Source organism: Lysobacter sp. F6437, assembly GCF_052547215.1.
Genome location: NZ_JBQWRB010000003.1, coordinates 68004 through 84500 on the forward strand (window position 1 = coordinate 68004; position 16497 = coordinate 84500).

A 16497-nucleotide genomic window follows, 5' to 3' on the forward strand; every position below is an offset into this window, starting at 1 on the left:
TCTCGGCCGCGCGTCAATACCGCGGCACGTGGCTGTCGGCGGTCTCGCTCCACGCCTCGATGCCGCCCTCGACGTTGTGCAGCCGGGTGAAGCCAAGTCCGCGGAAATGTTCGGCGGCCTGCGCGCTGCGGCGGCCGTGGTGGCACAGGAACGCCAGCTCGGTGTCCTTCGGCAACGCCTCCAGGTGCGCCAGTGCTTCGCCTTCCATGATCGAGAACGGGACGTTGACCGACGCGACTTCGCGCTCTTCGGCCGGGCGCACGTCAACCAGGGTCAGGCTGCCGGCGGCGACCCGCTCGGCCGCTTCCACCGCGCTGATCGGGGTCACCTTCGGCGGCGCGTTGGGGTTCTCGATGACCAGTCCGCGGCCACGCTCGTCGTCGACCCAGTCGATCGACAACCCGCGCGCGCGCTGGGCGCTGGCGAGGTCGAACTGAGCGCGCAGGCCCTCGGCCTCGGTCGCGATCGCGGCCGGGTCGACCGGCGCCAGTTGCAGCTTGGCGTTGAAGCGCGGGTCCACCTCGATCTGCAACGCGTAGCCGTCGCCGGCATTGGACACCGCCTCGCGCAGCATCTGCGCGGCGGCCGGGGTGATGCTGATCTGCGGCGGGGTGCGGTCGGGCGCGGGCACGCCGAGCACGGCATGCAGCTCGCCGGAGTTGGCCATCTGCTCGATGATGTCGCTGCCGCCGACCAGCTCGCCGCCGATGTACAGCTGCGGGATCGTCGGCCACTCGCCGTACTGCTTGATGCCCTCGCGGATCTCCGGGTCGGACAGCACGTCGACGTGCCGGTAGGCGACGCCGGTCGACGCCAGCGCGCCGACCGCCTTGGCCGAGAAGCCGCACTGCGGCGCGCCCGGCTCGCCCTTCATGAACAGCACGACCTTGTTGTCGTCGAGCAGGGACTGGATGCGCGAGTGCAGGGCGGGGTCGAGCGACATGGCGGTTTTCCGGGCAACGTATGTGGGCCGGCCAGTGTACCGCCGACGGCGGTTGCACCGGTTTACCCCAGCTGACTTGACGGCGCGTGGCAAGCAACCCGCGCCGGCGATACGGCACGGCCCGATGGCATGATGCCGGCCATGCCCGCCACCGCCCTCCATCGCGTCCCGCGCCGTCCACATGCCTGGTGGGTGGCGTTGCTGTTGTCCCAGTCGCTGGTCGCGCTGGCGTGGTGGCAACTGGGCTGGGCGGTCGGGCTGCCGTTGATGCTGGCCAGCCACATGGTGTTCCTGTGGGGCGTGATGAAGGCCGATTCGGCGATGTTCAGTCCGGTGCTGGTGCGGCTGCCGACCCGGGAACGGGTGGTCTGGCTGACGATCGACGATGGTCCCTCCGACGACACCAACACGATCCTCGACCTGCTCGACACCCACGGTGCGACGGCGACTTTCTTCGTGGTCGGCGAGCGTGCGCAGGCCCGCCCGGCGACGCTGCGCGAGATCGTGCGGCGCGGGCACGGCATCGGCAACCACAGCCAGTCGCACCCGCAGGCGTGGTTCTGGGCGCTGGGCCCAGGCGGGATGCGCAGGCAAGTGGCGCAGGCGCAGGCGACGCTGACCGGGATCGGTGGGGTCGCGCCGCGCTGGTTTCGCGCGGTGGTCGGGATGGCCAATCCGTTCGTGTCGGCACCGCTGCGCGAGCACGGGCTGGCGCGGGTGGCATGGAGCGCGCGTGGTTTCGATGCGGTGGCGGCGGAACCGGAGGCGGTGGTGGCGCGGATCGAGCGCGACCTTGGGCCGGGTGCGATCGTGTTGCTGCATGAAGGCGCGCGCCACGGTCGCAACGTCGAGACGATCGCGCTGCTGCTGCGGCGGCTGGACGAACTGGGCTACCGGACGGTCTTGCCGGAAATGTTTGAGGAAGTGCCACGGCAACAGTGCGGATAGGTTGCGCGCTTCGGGGGGGGGGGGGGGCGCCGCGTCGGCGCTTGTGTGGCCCGCATGCCCGGCATGCCTGGTAGGAGCGGCTTCAGCCGCGATCGGATGGTGGTTCGTGCGCCGAATTCACGTCGCGGCTGAAGCCGCTCCTGCGGAAGCACGCTTTGTCGCCACCACGCGCCAGTTGTTGAACGGGGTGTTGCCGTACAGCGGCATGAACTCCGAATCCAGCCCGGCCGCCTCGAACTTCGCGCGCAGTGCGTCGGCACAGGGGTAGCGGCTCGGCCCGGCATTCATCCAGCCCAGCACTCGCGAGAACACGTCGACCGCGCGGGTCACGCGCGCACGCCGGCCGCCGTCGTCGAGGCCGGTGCGGATTACCAGCCGGGCGCCGGGTTCCAGCATCGCGATCGCGGCGTCGAGCGTGCGGTCCTGCGCGTCGGGCGGGATGAACTGCAGCACGTCGAGGATCGCGACGCTGCCGCGGTGGCCGAGCGCGTCGAGCGAAAATCCGGCCGCCGCGAGGTCGACCCGTTCGAAGTTGACGTCGACCAGTCCCTGCCGCTGCGCCGCGGCACGCGCGCGCTCGATCTTGCCGGCATCGTTGTCGATCCCGCGGTAACGCAGGCCGATGCCGTCGGCGCGCAGCGCGTGGGCGAGCAGGCCGAGCCCGCAGCCGATGTCGAGCAGCGGCGCGGTGCTGTCGCGCAGCGCATCGCAGACGCCGGGATACAACGGGTCGCTGCCGAGTTTGCTGCGGCTGTAGTAGTAGTCCCAGCGGCTGCCGAGCAGGTGCGCCGGGGCGAAGGCGGCGGCGATCGCGCGGGCCTGGTCGCGCGCCATCGGCCGGGTTGCGACGCTCATTCCCGCCGGCCGAGCAACCCGCGTGCAACCGGCAGCGCGTGCCCGGCCCAGAGCGCGTACATCGCAGCCGACGGGTGCAGGCCATCGTCGACCAGCATCGATTGCTCCGCACCGCGTGCGCGGCTGGTGTCGGTGATGTCGACAAACGCCACCCCATGCTGCGCGCACAGTTCGGCGGCCGCGGCGTTGTAGGCGTCCAGCTCGGCCGCGACCTGCGCCGCGTCGCGACCTTGCGTGGCTGCGAATGGCGTGACGCCCCAGTCCGGGATCGACAACACCAGCACCCGGTCGCTGCGGTCGCCGGCCAAGCGGATCGCGCGCCTCAGCAACTCGTGGAACTCGCCGCGATAGTCGCCGACGCTGCGGCCGCGGTACTGGTTGTTGACCCCGATCAGCAGCGACACGAAGTCATAGCGACCCAGCGGCGGCTGCGCGGCGTCCATCGCGGTCGACAGCTCATCGGTGGTCCAGCCGGTGGTCGCCAGCGTGCGCGGGAACTCCAGTGGCACGCCTTCCTCGCGCAGCGCGAGGGTCAGGCGCACCGGCCAGCGCTCGCCGGACGCGACGCCCTCGCCGATGGTGTAGCTGTCGCCAAGCGCGAGATAGGTCAGGGCGGTGGGGTCGGTGGCCATGGAAGCTCCGTGGGACTGCGGTCAGGCCGCGGCGGTGCGGTCGCGGGTGGCGGCATCGGCGCGGCGTGCGAGCACTCGTTCGATCCGCGCGAATACTTCGCGCAGGTCGTCGGGCTGCGGCAGCAGCGTGACCCGGAAATGGTTGCGGTAGGGCACGTTGAAGCTCGAGCCCGGCACCACCAGCACGTCCTCGGATTCGAGCAGTTCCAGCGCGAAGGCGTGATCGTCGAACCCTTGCGAGGCGGCGCCGGTCACCGCCGGAAACGCGTACAGCGCGCCGGCCGGTTCGACCAGTTGCAGGTGCTCGCTGGCGGCGACGCTCTCGACCACCGCGCGACGCGCCTCGTACAGCCGCCCGCCCGGCGCGCACAACGGCGCGATGGTGTCCTCGCCGTGCAACGCGGCTTCGATCGCGAACTGCCCCGGCACGTTGGCGCACAGCCGCAGCGCGCCGAGCAGGTCCATCGCATGGTGGAACTCGCCGCTGGCCAGCGGGTCGCCCGACAGCACCGCCCAGCCCACGCGCCAGCCGCAGGCGCGGTGCACCTTCGACAGCCCGCCGAACGACAGGCACGGCACCTCGCCGGCGAGTGGTGCGAGTGGCTGGAAACTCGCGCCGTCGTACAGGATCGAGTCGTAGATCTCGTCGGCCATCAGCAGCAGGCCGTGCCGCGCGGCGATCGCGACGATGCGTTCCAGCAATTCGCGCGGGTAGGTCGCGCCGGTCGGGTTGTTCGGGTTGATCAGCACGATCGCGCGCGTGCGCGGACTGACCAGCGCCTCGATCTCTTCGGGATCGGGCAGGAAACCGTTCTCGGGGGCGCAGCGGTAATACACCGGGCGGCCGTCGTTGAGGATGGTCGACGCCGACCACAGCGGATAGTCGGGCGAGGGCAGCAGCACCTCGTCGCCGGGGTTGAGCAGTGCACGCAGCGACAGGTCGATCAACTCGCTGACGCCGTTGCCGACGAACACCCGCTCAGCGCTGGCATTGGGCGTGCCGCGCTGCTGGTGGAACGCCGCGATCGCCTCGCGCGCGGCCGGCAGGCCCTGCTGGTGGGTGTACGGATCGGTGTCGGATATGCGCCCGGCGATGGCCTGCTGCAGGTGCTCCGGCGCGCGGAAGCCGAACGCCCCCGGGTTGCCGATGTTGAGCTTGATCAGCTGCCGGCCTTGCGTCTCCAGCTCACGTGCGCGGCGGGCCAGTTCACCGCGGATCTCGTAACGCACTTCGGACAGGCGGGCGCGGGTTTTCAGGCTGGCAGGCGGCATCGGAGCACGACAAAGGAAGGGGTAAAGCCAAGCCTATCCGATCCACACGCCCCTGTAGGATCGGCTTCAGCCGCGATCGGGAAACCGTTGGCCCGCGCCGACTCCCGATCGCGGCTGAAGCCGCTCCTACGAAAGGTGTGCGGTCCTGGCTATGTAGAATCCAGCCATGCCCCCGATTCCCTGCCTACCGTGACCCCGGACCTCGCCCTGCAGGCGATCGGATGGCCGCTCGACGCCGACGGCCGGCCCGCAATCGCCGCCTGGCGCGAGGCCATCGCCGGCCATCCGCAAGCCCGCCCGGCGCGGGTGGTCGAGCAGCACCGCAGCGGCTACGTGGTGGCCGACGGCCCCGGCAACAGTTTCCCGGTCGAGTCGCCACCCGAATGGCAACGCGCACCCAGCTACAAAAAAGGCGCGACCCCGGCCGAGCAGCGGGCCGGCGTCGGCGACTGGGTGCTGATCGCGCCTTCGACCGAGCACGCCGCCGGCAAGGACCAGATCGTCGCGCTGCTGCCGCGCCACAGCGCGATCAAGCGCGGCGCCGCCGGTGAGCACTACAAGCAGCAGTTGATCGCCGCCAACGTCGACACCGTGTTCGTGGTCTGCGGGCTCGACGCCGACTTCAACCCGCGCCGGATCGAGCGCTACCTGCTGCTGGTCCACGGCAGCGGTGCCGAACCGGTGGTGGTGCTGACCAAGGCCGACCACGCGACCGACGTCCCCGGCTCGCTCGCCGCGCTGGTCGAACTGGCCGCGCAGGACATCGCCGTGCGTGCGGTCAATGCGCGCGACCCCGACAGCGTCGCCGCGCTCAACCCGTGGCTGAGGCCTGGCAGCACCGCGGTGCTGGTCGGCAGCTCCGGCGCCGGAAAATCGACCCTGACCAACACGCTGCTCGGGATCGAGCGCATGAAGACCGGCGCGGTGCGCGAAAGCGACGACCGCGGCCGCCACACCACCACCCACCGCGCGTTGATCCCGCTGCCCTCCGGCGCCTGCCTGATCGACACCCCCGGCATGCGCGAACTCAAGCCGACCGGTGAGGAAACCGTCGCCGAAAGTTTCGCCGACATCGAGGAACTGGCCGCGCAGTGCCGCTTCCGCGACTGCCAGCATGCGAAGGAACCCGGCTGCGCGGTGCGTGCGGCGATCGAGGCCGGCAAGCTCGACCCGCAACGCTACGCCAGCTACCACAAGCTCGGCAGCGAAGTCGCCGGCGCCGCCGACCGACTGGCCCAGCGCCAAGCCGAAAACACATCGACGCGGGCGCCCGGCCGACCCGCCGCGAAACCGGCCGGCGACATCCCCAACGCGCGCCCCACCGGCCGCAAAACCCGGCGCTGATGACCGGCCTCGCGCCCGACGTCGCCCATCACGCCGCACTCGACGCGCGCATGGTCGTCGTCGCACGCGACATCAAGCTGTTGAGCCTGGCCAGCTGGCCGGCCGGTCACGAGATCGATTTCGTCGCCGACTACGCCCGCGGCGTCGCCCGGTTGCCGCGGATCGAGTACCCGCGCCACGATTTCAGCGACGCCCGCGCCGAACTCGATGAAATCGCCCGCGCCGCCGACCCCGGGCATCCGCTCGGCCAGTACCTGATCGACTCCACCCGCAGCTGGGCCACCGCCGCCCAGTTGTGCGAGGCGCTTGGTACCGACGCCGTCACGGACCTGTCGATCCAGCTCTACGGCAGCCCGTTCGATCCGCTGCCCGGCAACGGCCCCGACGCGCGCGTCGCCGCCCGGCATTTCCTCGCGATCGCCGACGAGTACGACCGCGAGCTGGTCTCGCCGGCCGAGCAGGTCGCCATCTCCGCCACGGCATTGCAGCTGCAGCTCCAGCGCGACCTCGACGACTATTTCAACGAACGCGTGATCGACGTCGTGCTCGACCCCGACCTGATCGCCAAGGCCGCCGCCGGCGCCACCCGCATCCGCCTGCGCACCACCGCCTCGTTCAGTGACTACGACCGCGACCAGCTGCTGCAGCACGAAGCCTTCGTCCACTCGCTGAGCGCGCTCAACGGCCGCGAGCAACCGGTACTCGGCAGCCTGGCACTGTCCTCGCCGCGCGCCACCGCAACCCAAGAAGGGCTGGCGACGTTCGCCGAGCAGATCACCGGCAGCATCGATATCAGCCGGATGAAGCGGCTCAGCCTGCGCATCGAGGCGGTCGCGATGGCGCTGGAGGGCGCCGACTTCATCGAGGTGTTCCGCTATTTCCTCGATTCAGGCCAGAGCCCCGAGGAGGGCTTCGCCTCGGCCCAGCGCGTGTTCCGCGGCGTTCCGACCACCGGCGGCGCGGCCTTCACCAAGGACGCCGTGTACCTGCGCGGGCTGGTCGGGGTGCACACCTTCTTCCGCTGGGCCATGCGCCAGCGCCAGTTGCGCCTGTGCCGCTGGTTGTTCGCCGGCAAGATGACCCTGGTCGACGTGCAGCGGTTCGCGCCGCTGTTCGAGTCCGGCGTGCTGCTGCCGCCGCGCTGGATGCCGCGCTGGATCGCCCGCGCCAACGGCCTGGCGGGGATGCTGGCGTTCTCGCTGTTCGCCAACCAGATCCGGCTGGACGCGATCGACGCGCACGGTTTCCACGACATCTGAGCACTGCGGCCAGCTTCCGGACGGCGCGCGGCGGCCGGTCTGGCTAGAATCACCTGTCCTCCCCGCCGTGCGCCGAAGATGTCCAACACCGACGATTTCAAGCAAGCCGCCCTCGATTACCACCGCCTCAGCCCGCCCGGGAAGATCAAGGTCACCCCGACCAAGGCGATGGTGACCCAGCGCGACCTCGCCCTGGCGTACTCGCCGGGCGTGGCCTACGCCTGCGAGGCCATCGTCGAAGACCCCAACAGCGCCCGCGACTACACCGCGCGCGGCAACCTGGTGGCGGTGATCACCAACGGCACCGCGGTGCTCGGCCTGGGCGACATCGGCCCGCTGGCCGGTAAACCCGTAATGGAAGGCAAGGGCGTGCTGTTCCAGAAGTTCGCCGGCATCGACGTGTTCGACATCGAGCTGGACGAGCGCGACCCCGACAAGCTGGTCGACATCATCGCGGCGATGGAACCAACCTTCGGCGGCATCAACCTGGAAGATATCAAGGCGCCGGAGTGCTTCATCGTCGAGCGCAAGCTGCGCGAGCGGATGAACATCCCGGTGTTCCACGACGACCAGCACGGCACCGCGATCATCGTCGGCGCGGCCGTGTACAACGCGCTGGAAGTGGTCGGCAAGGACATCGGCAGTGTTCGCATCGCCACCACCGGCGCCGGCGCGGCGGGCATCGCCTGCCTCGACATGCTGGTGGCGATGGGCGCGAAGAAGGAGAACATCACCGCATTCGACCGCGAGGGCGTGATCTACGCCGGCCGGCCCAACCTCGACCCCGACAAGGCCCGCTACGCCTCCGATACCGACAAGCGCGAGCTGGCCGAGATTGTCGCTGGCGCCGACATCTTCCTGGGCCTGTCCGCCGGCGGCATACTCAAGCCGGAAATGGTCGCCACGATGGCCGACAAGCCGATCATTTTGGCGCTGGCCAACCCGTACCCGGAGATCCTGCCGGAGGACGCCAAGAAGGTCCGCCCCGACTGCGTCATCGCCACCGGCCGCTCGGACTACCCGAATCAGGTCAACAACGCGCTGTGCTTCCCGTACATCTTCCGCGGCGCGCTCGACGTCGGCGCGCGCGAGATCAACGAGGCGATGAAGCTCGCCTGCGTGCACGCGATCGCGCAGCTGGCGCGGATGGAGGCCGGCGACCTGGCCGCGGCCTACGGCGGCGATGTGCCGACGTTCGGCCCCGACTACCTGATCCCGCGCCCGTTCGACCCGCGCCTGCTGGTGGTGCTGGCCCCCGCCGTCGCGCGCGCCGCGATGGATTCGGGCATGGCCACCCGCCCGATCACCGACATGCAGGCGTACGAGGAGACGCTCGCGCAGTTCATCTACCGCACCGGCCTGATGATGAAGCCGGTCTACGACCGCGCCCGCGCCGACCGCAAACGCGTGGTCTACGCCGAGGGCGAGGAGAACGTGGTACTGAGCGCGGTGCAGACCGTGGTCGACGACGGCCTTGCGTTCCCGATCCTGATCGGCCGCCCTGAAGTCATCAATACGCGTATCGAGAAGCTCGGCCTGCGCCTGCGCCAGGGCGTCGACTTCGAGCTGACCAACATCAACGACGACCCGCGCTTCCACGAATACTGGCAGCAGTACCATGCGCTGACCGAGCGCCGCGGTGTCACCGCCGACGCCGCCAAGAGCCTGCTGCGCTCGCGCCCGAGCCTGATCGCCGCGCTGATGGTCGAGCGCGGCGAAGCCGACGCGATGATCTGCGGCGTGGTCGGCCGCTTCCACAAGAAACTCGGCTACCTGCGCAGCGTGTTCGACTTCGACCGCGGCGTCACCGGCACCGCCGCGATGACCGGCGTGATCAACGACCAGGGCGCGTGGTTCTTCCTCGACACCCACGTGCAACTCGACCCCAGCGCCGAGCAGATTGCCGAGGCGACGTTGCAGGCGACCTACAGGCTGAAGCTGTTCGGCGTCGAACCCAAGGTCGCACTGCTGTCGCACTCCAACTTCGGCAGCCACGACAACCCGAGCGCGGCGAAGATGCGCAAGGTCTACCAGATCCTGCGCCAGCGCGCCCCGCGCCTGGAGGTCGACGGCGAGATGATGGCCGACACCGCCTGGAACGACGCCCTGCGCCGGCGAATCTTCCCGAACACGCGTCTGAATGGCCGCGCCAACCTGTTCGTGATGCCCAACCTCGACGCCGCCAACATCACCTACAACATGTTCCGCGTCGCCACCGACGGCGTAGCGATCGGCCCGATCCTGATGGGCCTGGACAAACCCGCCCACATCCTGACCCCCGACTGCACCTCCCGCCGCATCGTCAACCTGACCGCCATCGCCGCCGTAGACGCCCAGATCCGCACCGCCCGCGGCGGGTGACGAACGCCGCCGCTGAAGCTCCCGCTGGCCGCGTTTGCCTACGCCGGCCCGTCGGCCCCTGTAGGAGCGGCTTTAGCCGCGATCGGGAGTCGGCGCGGGCGGACGATTTTCAGATCGCGGCTAAAGCCGCTCCTACAAAAGTCCGGGGAAACGGTTACAGCCACACCGCATCCCAATACGGGTAATCCCCCACCCGCCGCACCAACCTCGCACGCACCGGGTTCATCACCACGTACCGCGCCGCGTCCACCAGTTGCTCTTCGGCCCGCAGCGCCCGGTCGTGGTACGCCGGCGCCCACACCGCACCTACTTCCGGGTGCGCCTGTCGCAACAACCGCGCGCTGCGTCCCTTGACCCGCCCGACGCACGCGGGCAGTGAATCAAACCCGCCCAGTTCGACCAGCCCGTGCCAGTGATCCGGCATCAACACCCACGCCAGCAGGCGTGACCGCTGCCATTGCGTCGTCGCCGTCAACAGCCGGCACGCGGACGTAGCGACCGACCCATCCGCGAAATGCGGCTGACGCCCGGCCGTGGTGAAGGTGACCAGATAGACCTGCCCGTCCAACGAATGGCGGCCAAGGCGGAGTCGCGCGTGTCCCATCAAGCAAGCGTGGCAATGTCCGGCGCGGACGAAAATCGGAAAACCCCGCTCGCGTCCGTCCGACCACGCATCCCGCAGTTGTAGGAGCGGCTTTAGCCGCGATCTGGAATCGTTCGCCCGTACCGACTCCAGATCGCGGCTAAAGCCGCTCCTACAACGCAGCAAACCCAATCGGGCAAAAGCCCGGACATTCGCATCCGCATGGCCCGGAACTGGCCCGGCCACGACAAGCCCGCCCCGCACCCCGCTGATAGAATGGCAGGAACGACTCCCACCCCCATTCAAGAGGCGCGGCCACGGGGCCGCGAGGCGCATGACTCCGACCTACGAAAGCCCGTTTGCCCACCTGCTGCAGGACGATCCCGACCCGACAGAGACCCAGGAGTGGGTCGAGTCGATCCAGGCGGTGATCGCGCGCGACGGCACCGACCGCGCGCACGCACTGCTGGAGAACATGGTCGAAGTCAGCCGCCGCGCCGGCGCCGACCTGCCGTTTGCGCCGACCACCGAGTACATCAACACCATCCCGCCGCACCTGGAGGCCAAGAGCCCGGGCGACGCCGCGATGGAGTGGAAGATCCGCTCGATCATCCGCTGGAACGCGATGGCGATGGTCGTGCGCGCCAACCGCAAGCCCGGCGACCTCGGCGGCCACATCGCCAGCTTCGCGTCCGGCGCCACGCTCTATGACGTCGGCTTCAACCACTTCTGGCGCGCCCCGTCCGAGGACCACCCGGGCGACCTGCTCTACATCCAGGGCCACAGCTCGCCGGGCATCTACGCGCGCTCGTTCCTCGAAGGCCGCATCAGCGAGGAGCAGCTCGACTGCTTCCGCATGGAAGTCGGCGGCAAGGGGCTGAGCAGCTACCCGCACCCGTGGCTGATGCCGGACTACTGGCAGACCCCGACCGTGTCGATGGGCCTGGGCCCGATCGCCGCGATCTACCAGGCGCGGCAGTGGAAGTACCTCGAAGGCCGCGGCCTGATGCCGAAGACCGACCGCAAGGTCTGGTGCTTCCTCGGCGACGGCGAGACCGACGAGCCCGAAAGCCTCGGCGCCATCTCGGTCGCCGGCCGCGAAGGCCTCGACAACCTGATCTTCGTCATCAACTGCAACCTGCAGCGTCTCGACGGCCCGGTGCGCGGCAACGGCAAGATCATCCAGGAGCTGGAAGGCAACTTCCGTGGCGCCGGCTGGAACGTCATCAAGACCATCTGGGGCAGCTACTGGGACCCGCTCCTGGCGCGCGACACCTCCGGCAAGCTGCGCCAGCTGATGATGGAAACCGTCGACGGCGAGTACCAGAACTGCAAGGCGTTCGGCGGCAAGTACACCCGCGAGAACTTCTTCGGCAAGTACCCGGAGACCGCGCAGCTGGTCGCCAATATGTCCGACGAGGACGTCTGGCGCCTCAACCGCGGCGGCCACGACCCGCACAAGGTCTACGCCGCCTACGACGCGGCCGTGAAGACCAAGGGCATGCCGACCGTGATCCTGGCCAAGACGGTCAAGGGCTACGGCATGGGCGATGCCGGCGAGTCGCTCAACCCGACCCACGGCACCAAGAAGATGGATGACGAGGCGGTGCGGATCTTCCGCGACCGCTTCAACGTGCCGGTGACCGACGAGCAACTGGCCGACGGCAAGATCCCGTTCTACCACCCCGGCGAAGACTCCGAGGAAGTGCAGTACATGAAGGCGCGCCGCAGCGCGCTCAACGGCTTCCTGCCGCAGCGCCGGCGCAAGTCCACCGAGTCGCTGACCGCGCCCAAGCTCGAGGCCTACGAGCGCCTGCTCAAGACCACCGGCGAGCGCGAGATCAGCACCACCATGGCGTTCGTGCAGGCGCTCAGCATCACCCTGCGCGACAAGCAGGTGGGCCCGCGCTGCGTGCCGATCGTCGCCGACGAAGCCCGCACCTTCGGCATGGAAGGCATGTTCCGCCAGCTCGGCATCTACTCGCCGCACGGCCAGAAGTACAAGCCGGTCGACCGCGACCAGCTGATGTACTACCGCGAGGACGCCGCCGGCCAGGTACTGGAAGAGGGCATCACCGAGGCCGGCGCGTTCGCCAGCTGGATGGCCTGCGCCACCAGCTACAGCACCAACGACCTGCAGCTGATCCCGTTCTACATCTACTACTCGATGTTCGGCTTCCAGCGCATCGGCGACTCCGCCTGGCAGGCCGCCGACATGCGCGCGCGCGGCTTCCTGCTCGGCGCCACCGCCGGCCGCACCACCCTCAACGGCGAAGGCCTGCAGCACGAGGACGGCCACAGCATGGTGCAGGCCGGGCTGATCCCGAACGTGCGCAGCTACGACCCGACCTTCAGCTACGAGGTCGTCACCCTGCTGCAGCACGGCATGAAGCGCATGCTCGAGGACCAGGTCGACGAGTACTGGTACCTGACCCTGATGAACGAGAACTACAGCCACCCCGACATGCCCGAGGGCAGCGCCGAGGGGATCATCAAGGGCATGTACCTGCTGAAGGACGCCGGCAAGGCCAAGAAGACCGAGCAGCGCGTGCAACTGATGGGCAGCGGCACCATCCTGCGCGAGGTGATCGCCGCCGCCGAACTGCTGGAGAAGGACTTCGGCGTGACCGCGGACATCTGGTCGTGCCCGAGCTTCAACGAGCTGGCCCGCGACGGCGCCGACGCCGAGCGCTACAACCGCATGAACCCCGAGTCGAAGGCCCCGCGCAAGCCGTACATCACCAGCCTGCTGGAAGGCCGCCAGGGCCCGGCGATCGTCTCGACCGACTACATCCGCGCCTACCCGGAGCAGGTCCGCGCCTACGTGCCGATGCACTACACCGTGCTGGGCACCGACGGCTTCGGCCGCAGCGACACCCGGGCGAACCTGCGCAGCCACTTCGAGGTGGACCGGTACCACGTCGCCCATGCCGCGATCGCAGCGCTGGCGGCGGAAGGGAAGATGACGGCGAAGGATGTGGCTCGGGCGATCAAGCAGTACAAGATCGATGTGGAGAAGCCGAATCCGCTTGGGGTTTGATAGAGGGCCGGGACTCAAATCGGCCAGTGAAAACACCGTGAGGGTTCAAGCTATCCCGCCCCAGTCATATGGACTGAAACGGGATAGCGAACCGCCTGTTTACAGCTCGATGGTGGGCCACTGGCTTTCGATGTGCTGAGCCAACTCGTCCAACAACTTCAAGGTCGCGGGCCTTGTCGGCTCGCCTTGGAAGTACTTGCCGGAGAACAGGTCAATCAGTTCGAACTGATGCGGCTTAGCGGCAACGCCGTTCTGTCTTAGTACCCAGTAGCCGAACTCAAGCGTCAAGCGAGCTTCCTCGGGGTCACACTGCACGCCCTTCTCATGGAAGTAGATGTAGCGAACCTCGTCGCCATCCATTGCCACGACGTGGGGGGAGAAGCGGATTTCGAGGGTCCGCACATGCGCTTTATAGCGATGGCCAGGGATGACCTTGAGCTTTCGCTTTGCGTGCGGAGAGGCGATGAAGGAGTCCAGCACCCGCATTGAATTGTTGCGGCGTGCTTCCTGTGCAATGCGTTGCAACTTCGCACGCGCGTCAATGATGCCCGGAAAGCCGCGCTTCATAACGTCACGTACGCCCGCAATCGCCTTCGCGTAGTAGGGTTGCATGAATACTTGCGGCGTTCCTCTCGGGTACTTTTGATCGTGTAGAAACCGCATTTGCCGACTGGCCGACATGCGTACAAAGCGCGCGAGGTTGCGATCCGACAGACGGGGTTTTGGTACAACGGGAGAGAGCTTGGGGACGGTACTCATCTATATCTGTTTCCTCTTACGATCTACGAAGAAAAAGGGGCGAGCCTTTCGGCTCGCCCCACTCTTACTTGCCGCGCGAACGCGACGGCTTCCGGTTACGTTCGGTTACCGTTACGGGTTTGTGCGATTCCGCATAACGCTTCGTAACGAAGCGACCGGAAATGGCACTGCGGTGTTGTGTGACCTTCTTAGCCATGATCGGCTCCTGTCAGTTGGGTTGATTGAGTGCTAAGCACTGCCCAACGGGGAACCGCCGCTCCCACAGAAGGAGTCGTTGATTGCCGATATGGCCGGAGTCGCTAGAGGACTTCGTAGACGTTTACGGAAAGGGCGAAACCGCCTATAATTCCGAGCCTGCCAAGGCTGCCTGCGTAGTCCCGTTGCGATCCGCCCTGCTGGACAGTTCGTTCAGGTTTTGAGCGGTTGTGGCACCTCCTTCGCAGTCAGTGAGTTGTGGAACGAACCCTCGCCTGCCAGCGAGGGTTTTTTCTTGCGCTCTAAGTCATTGATAGCTCGTGGATGAAGTATACACCCCAAGCATGTGGTGCGAAACGGAACAAGCTGTGGATAACTTATATGTTAAACCTCTATATGTAGCGAGCTGATCCATGTTAGACACTACTAATGGTGGTCAACCGCGCTATTGAGGTGGACATTATCTCACCAGCTGAGACTGGGTGTGCCGGGAGTCACGGTATTTTCTTCAATAAAAACAGCCACTTGGTGTTCTCAAGGGCTGCTGAGAAGAGAAGGGGCTGACACTCGAAGAGCCGGTTCCACCTGCCGGGGCACCTACCTCGACTAGTTCGCTTACGGGAGCGGTCGGGAGCGTTCGTGAACTTGGTCACTCCTCCCGCTGCGTGCAGTACCGCATGGCCCAAGCGCTTAGTCCGCGCCCGAGCTGTCCCACAACAAGCCCGAGCAGATCGTGCCAGGCACCCGTGATGGGCAGCGCCGGCCCCAGCCTAGTCCCGCCAACCCTTGCAGCAGCAATCGTGGCCTCGGTCTGCGGAGAACAAGGCGGAAAAATGGAGGCGGGTTTATTTCTAGACGTGAGGCTTCGGCGGTGAATGCCGGCGTCGGAACATCGTGTAGCTGCATAGAATTACTGATGCCTGCAGCAGGGCCAGCGGCAGCAAGAAAACGTGAGTTGCCGTCCATAGCAGACAGAGCACTAACACTACGTTGAGTGGAACTCGCCCGAAGCGGCTGGCTATGCACAGCACTCCGACGAAGAACAGTTGATAGGCCAGTACCGCCGCCGTGAAGATCATCGCGTGTCGGCTACGACATTGCAGTGGAAAAGCTCGCTGCTGCCACACTGCGCGCAGTCGCGATAGAACGCGCCGCGCTCACCGCGCAGGCGCGGTGTGTGGCCAGGTTCGCAGGTAAAGCGGATGGCGGTGTTGGTGCTGCAGTCTCGACACTTGAAGTAGTAGCCGTACTTGCCGGACAGAATATTGCCCTGACTCGATTGACAGACTTTGCACTCGCAAGTCCGCAGAGCCGACGCCGCGGCCGGGGTGGAGTGCCCTGCCTCCACTGGTTCCGCGATCCGCTGAGCCTGCGGTTCGGCGGGCGGCGCTGGCGCTCTCGACAAGACCGGCTCGACGCGCTCCCGACCTGCAATACGCGGTGGTCGTGTCGTCGTGGATGTCGCGGGAGTAATCGGCGTATCCCTAATTCCCGGCGAGGACGGTCGCAATGGTGCATGCAGTGCAGCCAGTTGCCGGGCCACATACTCCAGCGTTTCGCTCGATACGATTTTTGCGGTCTTGAGCAGGCTCAACATGCCGTTCTCGTTGTCGATGTCGCGCCAGATCGACTTCTTCAACTGGTCGGCTTTGATCACGCGGGAAGCATCGAACCTCTTGGGCCGATAGACCTTCGCGGTAGAGCTAACCAACACGAACGACTGAAACGCCGGTGGGATGCGCAGCCCCAGTCGAGTCGGCATCTGGATGCTTTTCATCGACGCTCGCAGCACTTGAACGTGCCGCTCGTTCTGCTCGATCGGCGACGCCATGCCTTCGTAGGTTTTGCGATAGTTGTTCCAGCGCAGGAACTCGCCTTCCTCGGTGATCTTGACTCCGGCATGGAAGGACTTGGTCTCCAGCACGTATACGTCCATCCAGCGGTTGATCAACAGGTGGTCGATCTGCGCTACGCGGCCGCCATGCTCCAGACGCAGGTCATGGATCACCGCCCAGTTGGGCGAGGCCGCGTAGTCGAAGTCAATGAGGTACGCAGCCTGCTGTTCTCCACGCACACCTGCGCGGCGGTTGCGCAACTCCACTACAGCCCGTTTCGCGTCGACTCCTGCCCCTTGTGCGCGCTTCTGAACTTCCGCGAGCTGTGTGGCCTGATCATCGGCCTCTTTTATCAACATCGCTACTGAACCATCTCCCCTTGGTGCTGGCAGCATAGCCGCTCCTACACACCGAGCACTCAACAACTTGTATGCGGGAACTGTCCCGTTGCTCGAGTTGTTGTGTGACGTC

At 67.0% G+C, this 16497-nt stretch carries 12 protein-coding genes; 5 read left to right on the top strand and 7 right to left on the bottom strand.

The features are described from left to right. Window positions 1–13: 13 nt before the first annotated feature. A complete protein-coding gene (grxD, locus tag ACT9F5_RS10455) occupies window positions 14–943 on the bottom strand; it encodes a Grx4 family monothiol glutaredoxin (protein ID WP_445119893.1) in 930 nt (309 codons plus the stop codon). 141 nt (window positions 944–1084) lie between these two features. On the opposite strand from grxD, the gene ACT9F5_RS10460 reads away from it, so the two are divergent. Continuing rightward, window positions 1085–1891: a polysaccharide deacetylase family protein gene (locus ACT9F5_RS10460; RefSeq protein WP_445119894.1), complete on the top strand. Its 807-nt coding sequence runs from the start codon at window positions 1085–1087 to the stop codon at window positions 1889–1891. A 117-nt stretch (window positions 1892–2008) separates the two neighbouring features. Here ACT9F5_RS10460 and ACT9F5_RS10465 read toward each other — a convergent pair whose 3' ends face one another. Genes ACT9F5_RS10465 through ACT9F5_RS10475 form a run of 3 tightly spaced genes read right to left on the bottom strand, consistent with a single transcriptional unit; the run spans window position 2009 to window position 4650 of the window. Beyond that, the gene (locus ACT9F5_RS10465; protein WP_445120104.1) at window positions 2009–2725 is read right to left on the bottom strand and encodes a methyltransferase domain-containing protein; all 717 of its coding nucleotides are present in this window, start codon (window positions 2723–2725) and stop codon (window positions 2009–2011) included. A gap of 17 nt (window positions 2726–2742) precedes the next feature. Next, window positions 2743–3378, bottom strand: coding sequence for a GDSL-type esterase/lipase family protein (locus tag ACT9F5_RS10470; RefSeq protein ID WP_445119895.1), 636 nt, complete (start codon window positions 3376–3378; stop codon window positions 2743–2745). A 21-nt stretch (window positions 3379–3399) separates the two neighbouring features. Next, window positions 3400–4650 carry an aminotransferase class I/II-fold pyridoxal phosphate-dependent enzyme gene (locus ACT9F5_RS10475; protein ID WP_445119896.1) on the bottom strand — a complete coding sequence of 417 codons (1251 nt, stop codon included), beginning with the start codon at window positions 4648–4650 and terminating at the stop codon, window positions 3400–3402. A gap of 180 nt (window positions 4651–4830) precedes the next feature. On the opposite strand from ACT9F5_RS10475, the gene rsgA reads away from it, so the two are divergent. The 3 genes from rsgA to ACT9F5_RS10490 all read left to right on the top strand — a co-directional run bounded on the left by rsgA (window position 4831) and on the right by ACT9F5_RS10490 (window position 9614). Beyond that, window positions 4831–5994, top strand: a complete 1164-nt coding sequence (rsgA, locus tag ACT9F5_RS10480; RefSeq protein ID WP_445120105.1) for a ribosome small subunit-dependent GTPase A — start codon at window positions 4831–4833, stop codon at window positions 5992–5994. Beyond that, the gene (locus ACT9F5_RS10485; protein ID WP_445119897.1) at window positions 5994–7253 is read left to right on the top strand and encodes a tyrosine/phenylalanine carboxypeptidase domain-containing protein; all 1260 of its coding nucleotides are present in this window, start codon (window positions 5994–5996) and stop codon (window positions 7251–7253) included. Before rsgA ends, ACT9F5_RS10485 begins: the two co-directional genes overlap by 1 nt. Window positions 7254–7331: 78 nt before the next feature. Beyond that, window positions 7332–9614 (top strand): phosphate acyltransferase, encoded by a 2283-nt coding sequence (locus tag ACT9F5_RS10490; protein ID WP_445119898.1) that lies wholly within the window; start codon window positions 7332–7334, stop codon window positions 9612–9614. A 154-nt stretch (window positions 9615–9768) separates the two neighbouring features. Here ACT9F5_RS10490 and ACT9F5_RS10495 read toward each other — a convergent pair whose 3' ends face one another. Continuing rightward, a complete protein-coding gene (locus tag ACT9F5_RS10495; protein WP_445119899.1) occupies window positions 9769–10218 on the bottom strand; it encodes an REP-associated tyrosine transposase in 450 nt (149 codons plus the stop codon). A gap of 313 nt (window positions 10219–10531) precedes the next feature. On the opposite strand from ACT9F5_RS10495, the gene aceE reads away from it, so the two are divergent. Then, window positions 10532–13237: a pyruvate dehydrogenase (acetyl-transferring), homodimeric type gene (aceE, locus tag ACT9F5_RS10500; protein WP_445119900.1), complete on the top strand. Its 2706-nt coding sequence runs from the start codon at window positions 10532–10534 to the stop codon at window positions 13235–13237. Window positions 13238–13336: 99 nt separating this feature from the next. Here aceE and ACT9F5_RS10505 read toward each other — a convergent pair whose 3' ends face one another. Both ACT9F5_RS10505 and ACT9F5_RS10510 read right to left on the bottom strand, forming a co-directional pair. Then, entirely contained in the window at window positions 13337–13996 is a 660-nt protein-coding gene (locus ACT9F5_RS10505) for a hypothetical protein (protein ID WP_445119901.1), read from the bottom strand. A gap of 1270 nt (window positions 13997–15266) precedes the next feature. Beyond that, window positions 15267–16421 carry an NERD domain-containing protein gene (locus ACT9F5_RS10510; RefSeq protein ID WP_445119902.1) on the bottom strand — a complete coding sequence of 385 codons (1155 nt, stop codon included), beginning with the start codon at window positions 16419–16421 and terminating at the stop codon, window positions 15267–15269. Window positions 16422–16497: the final 76 nt, after the last annotated feature.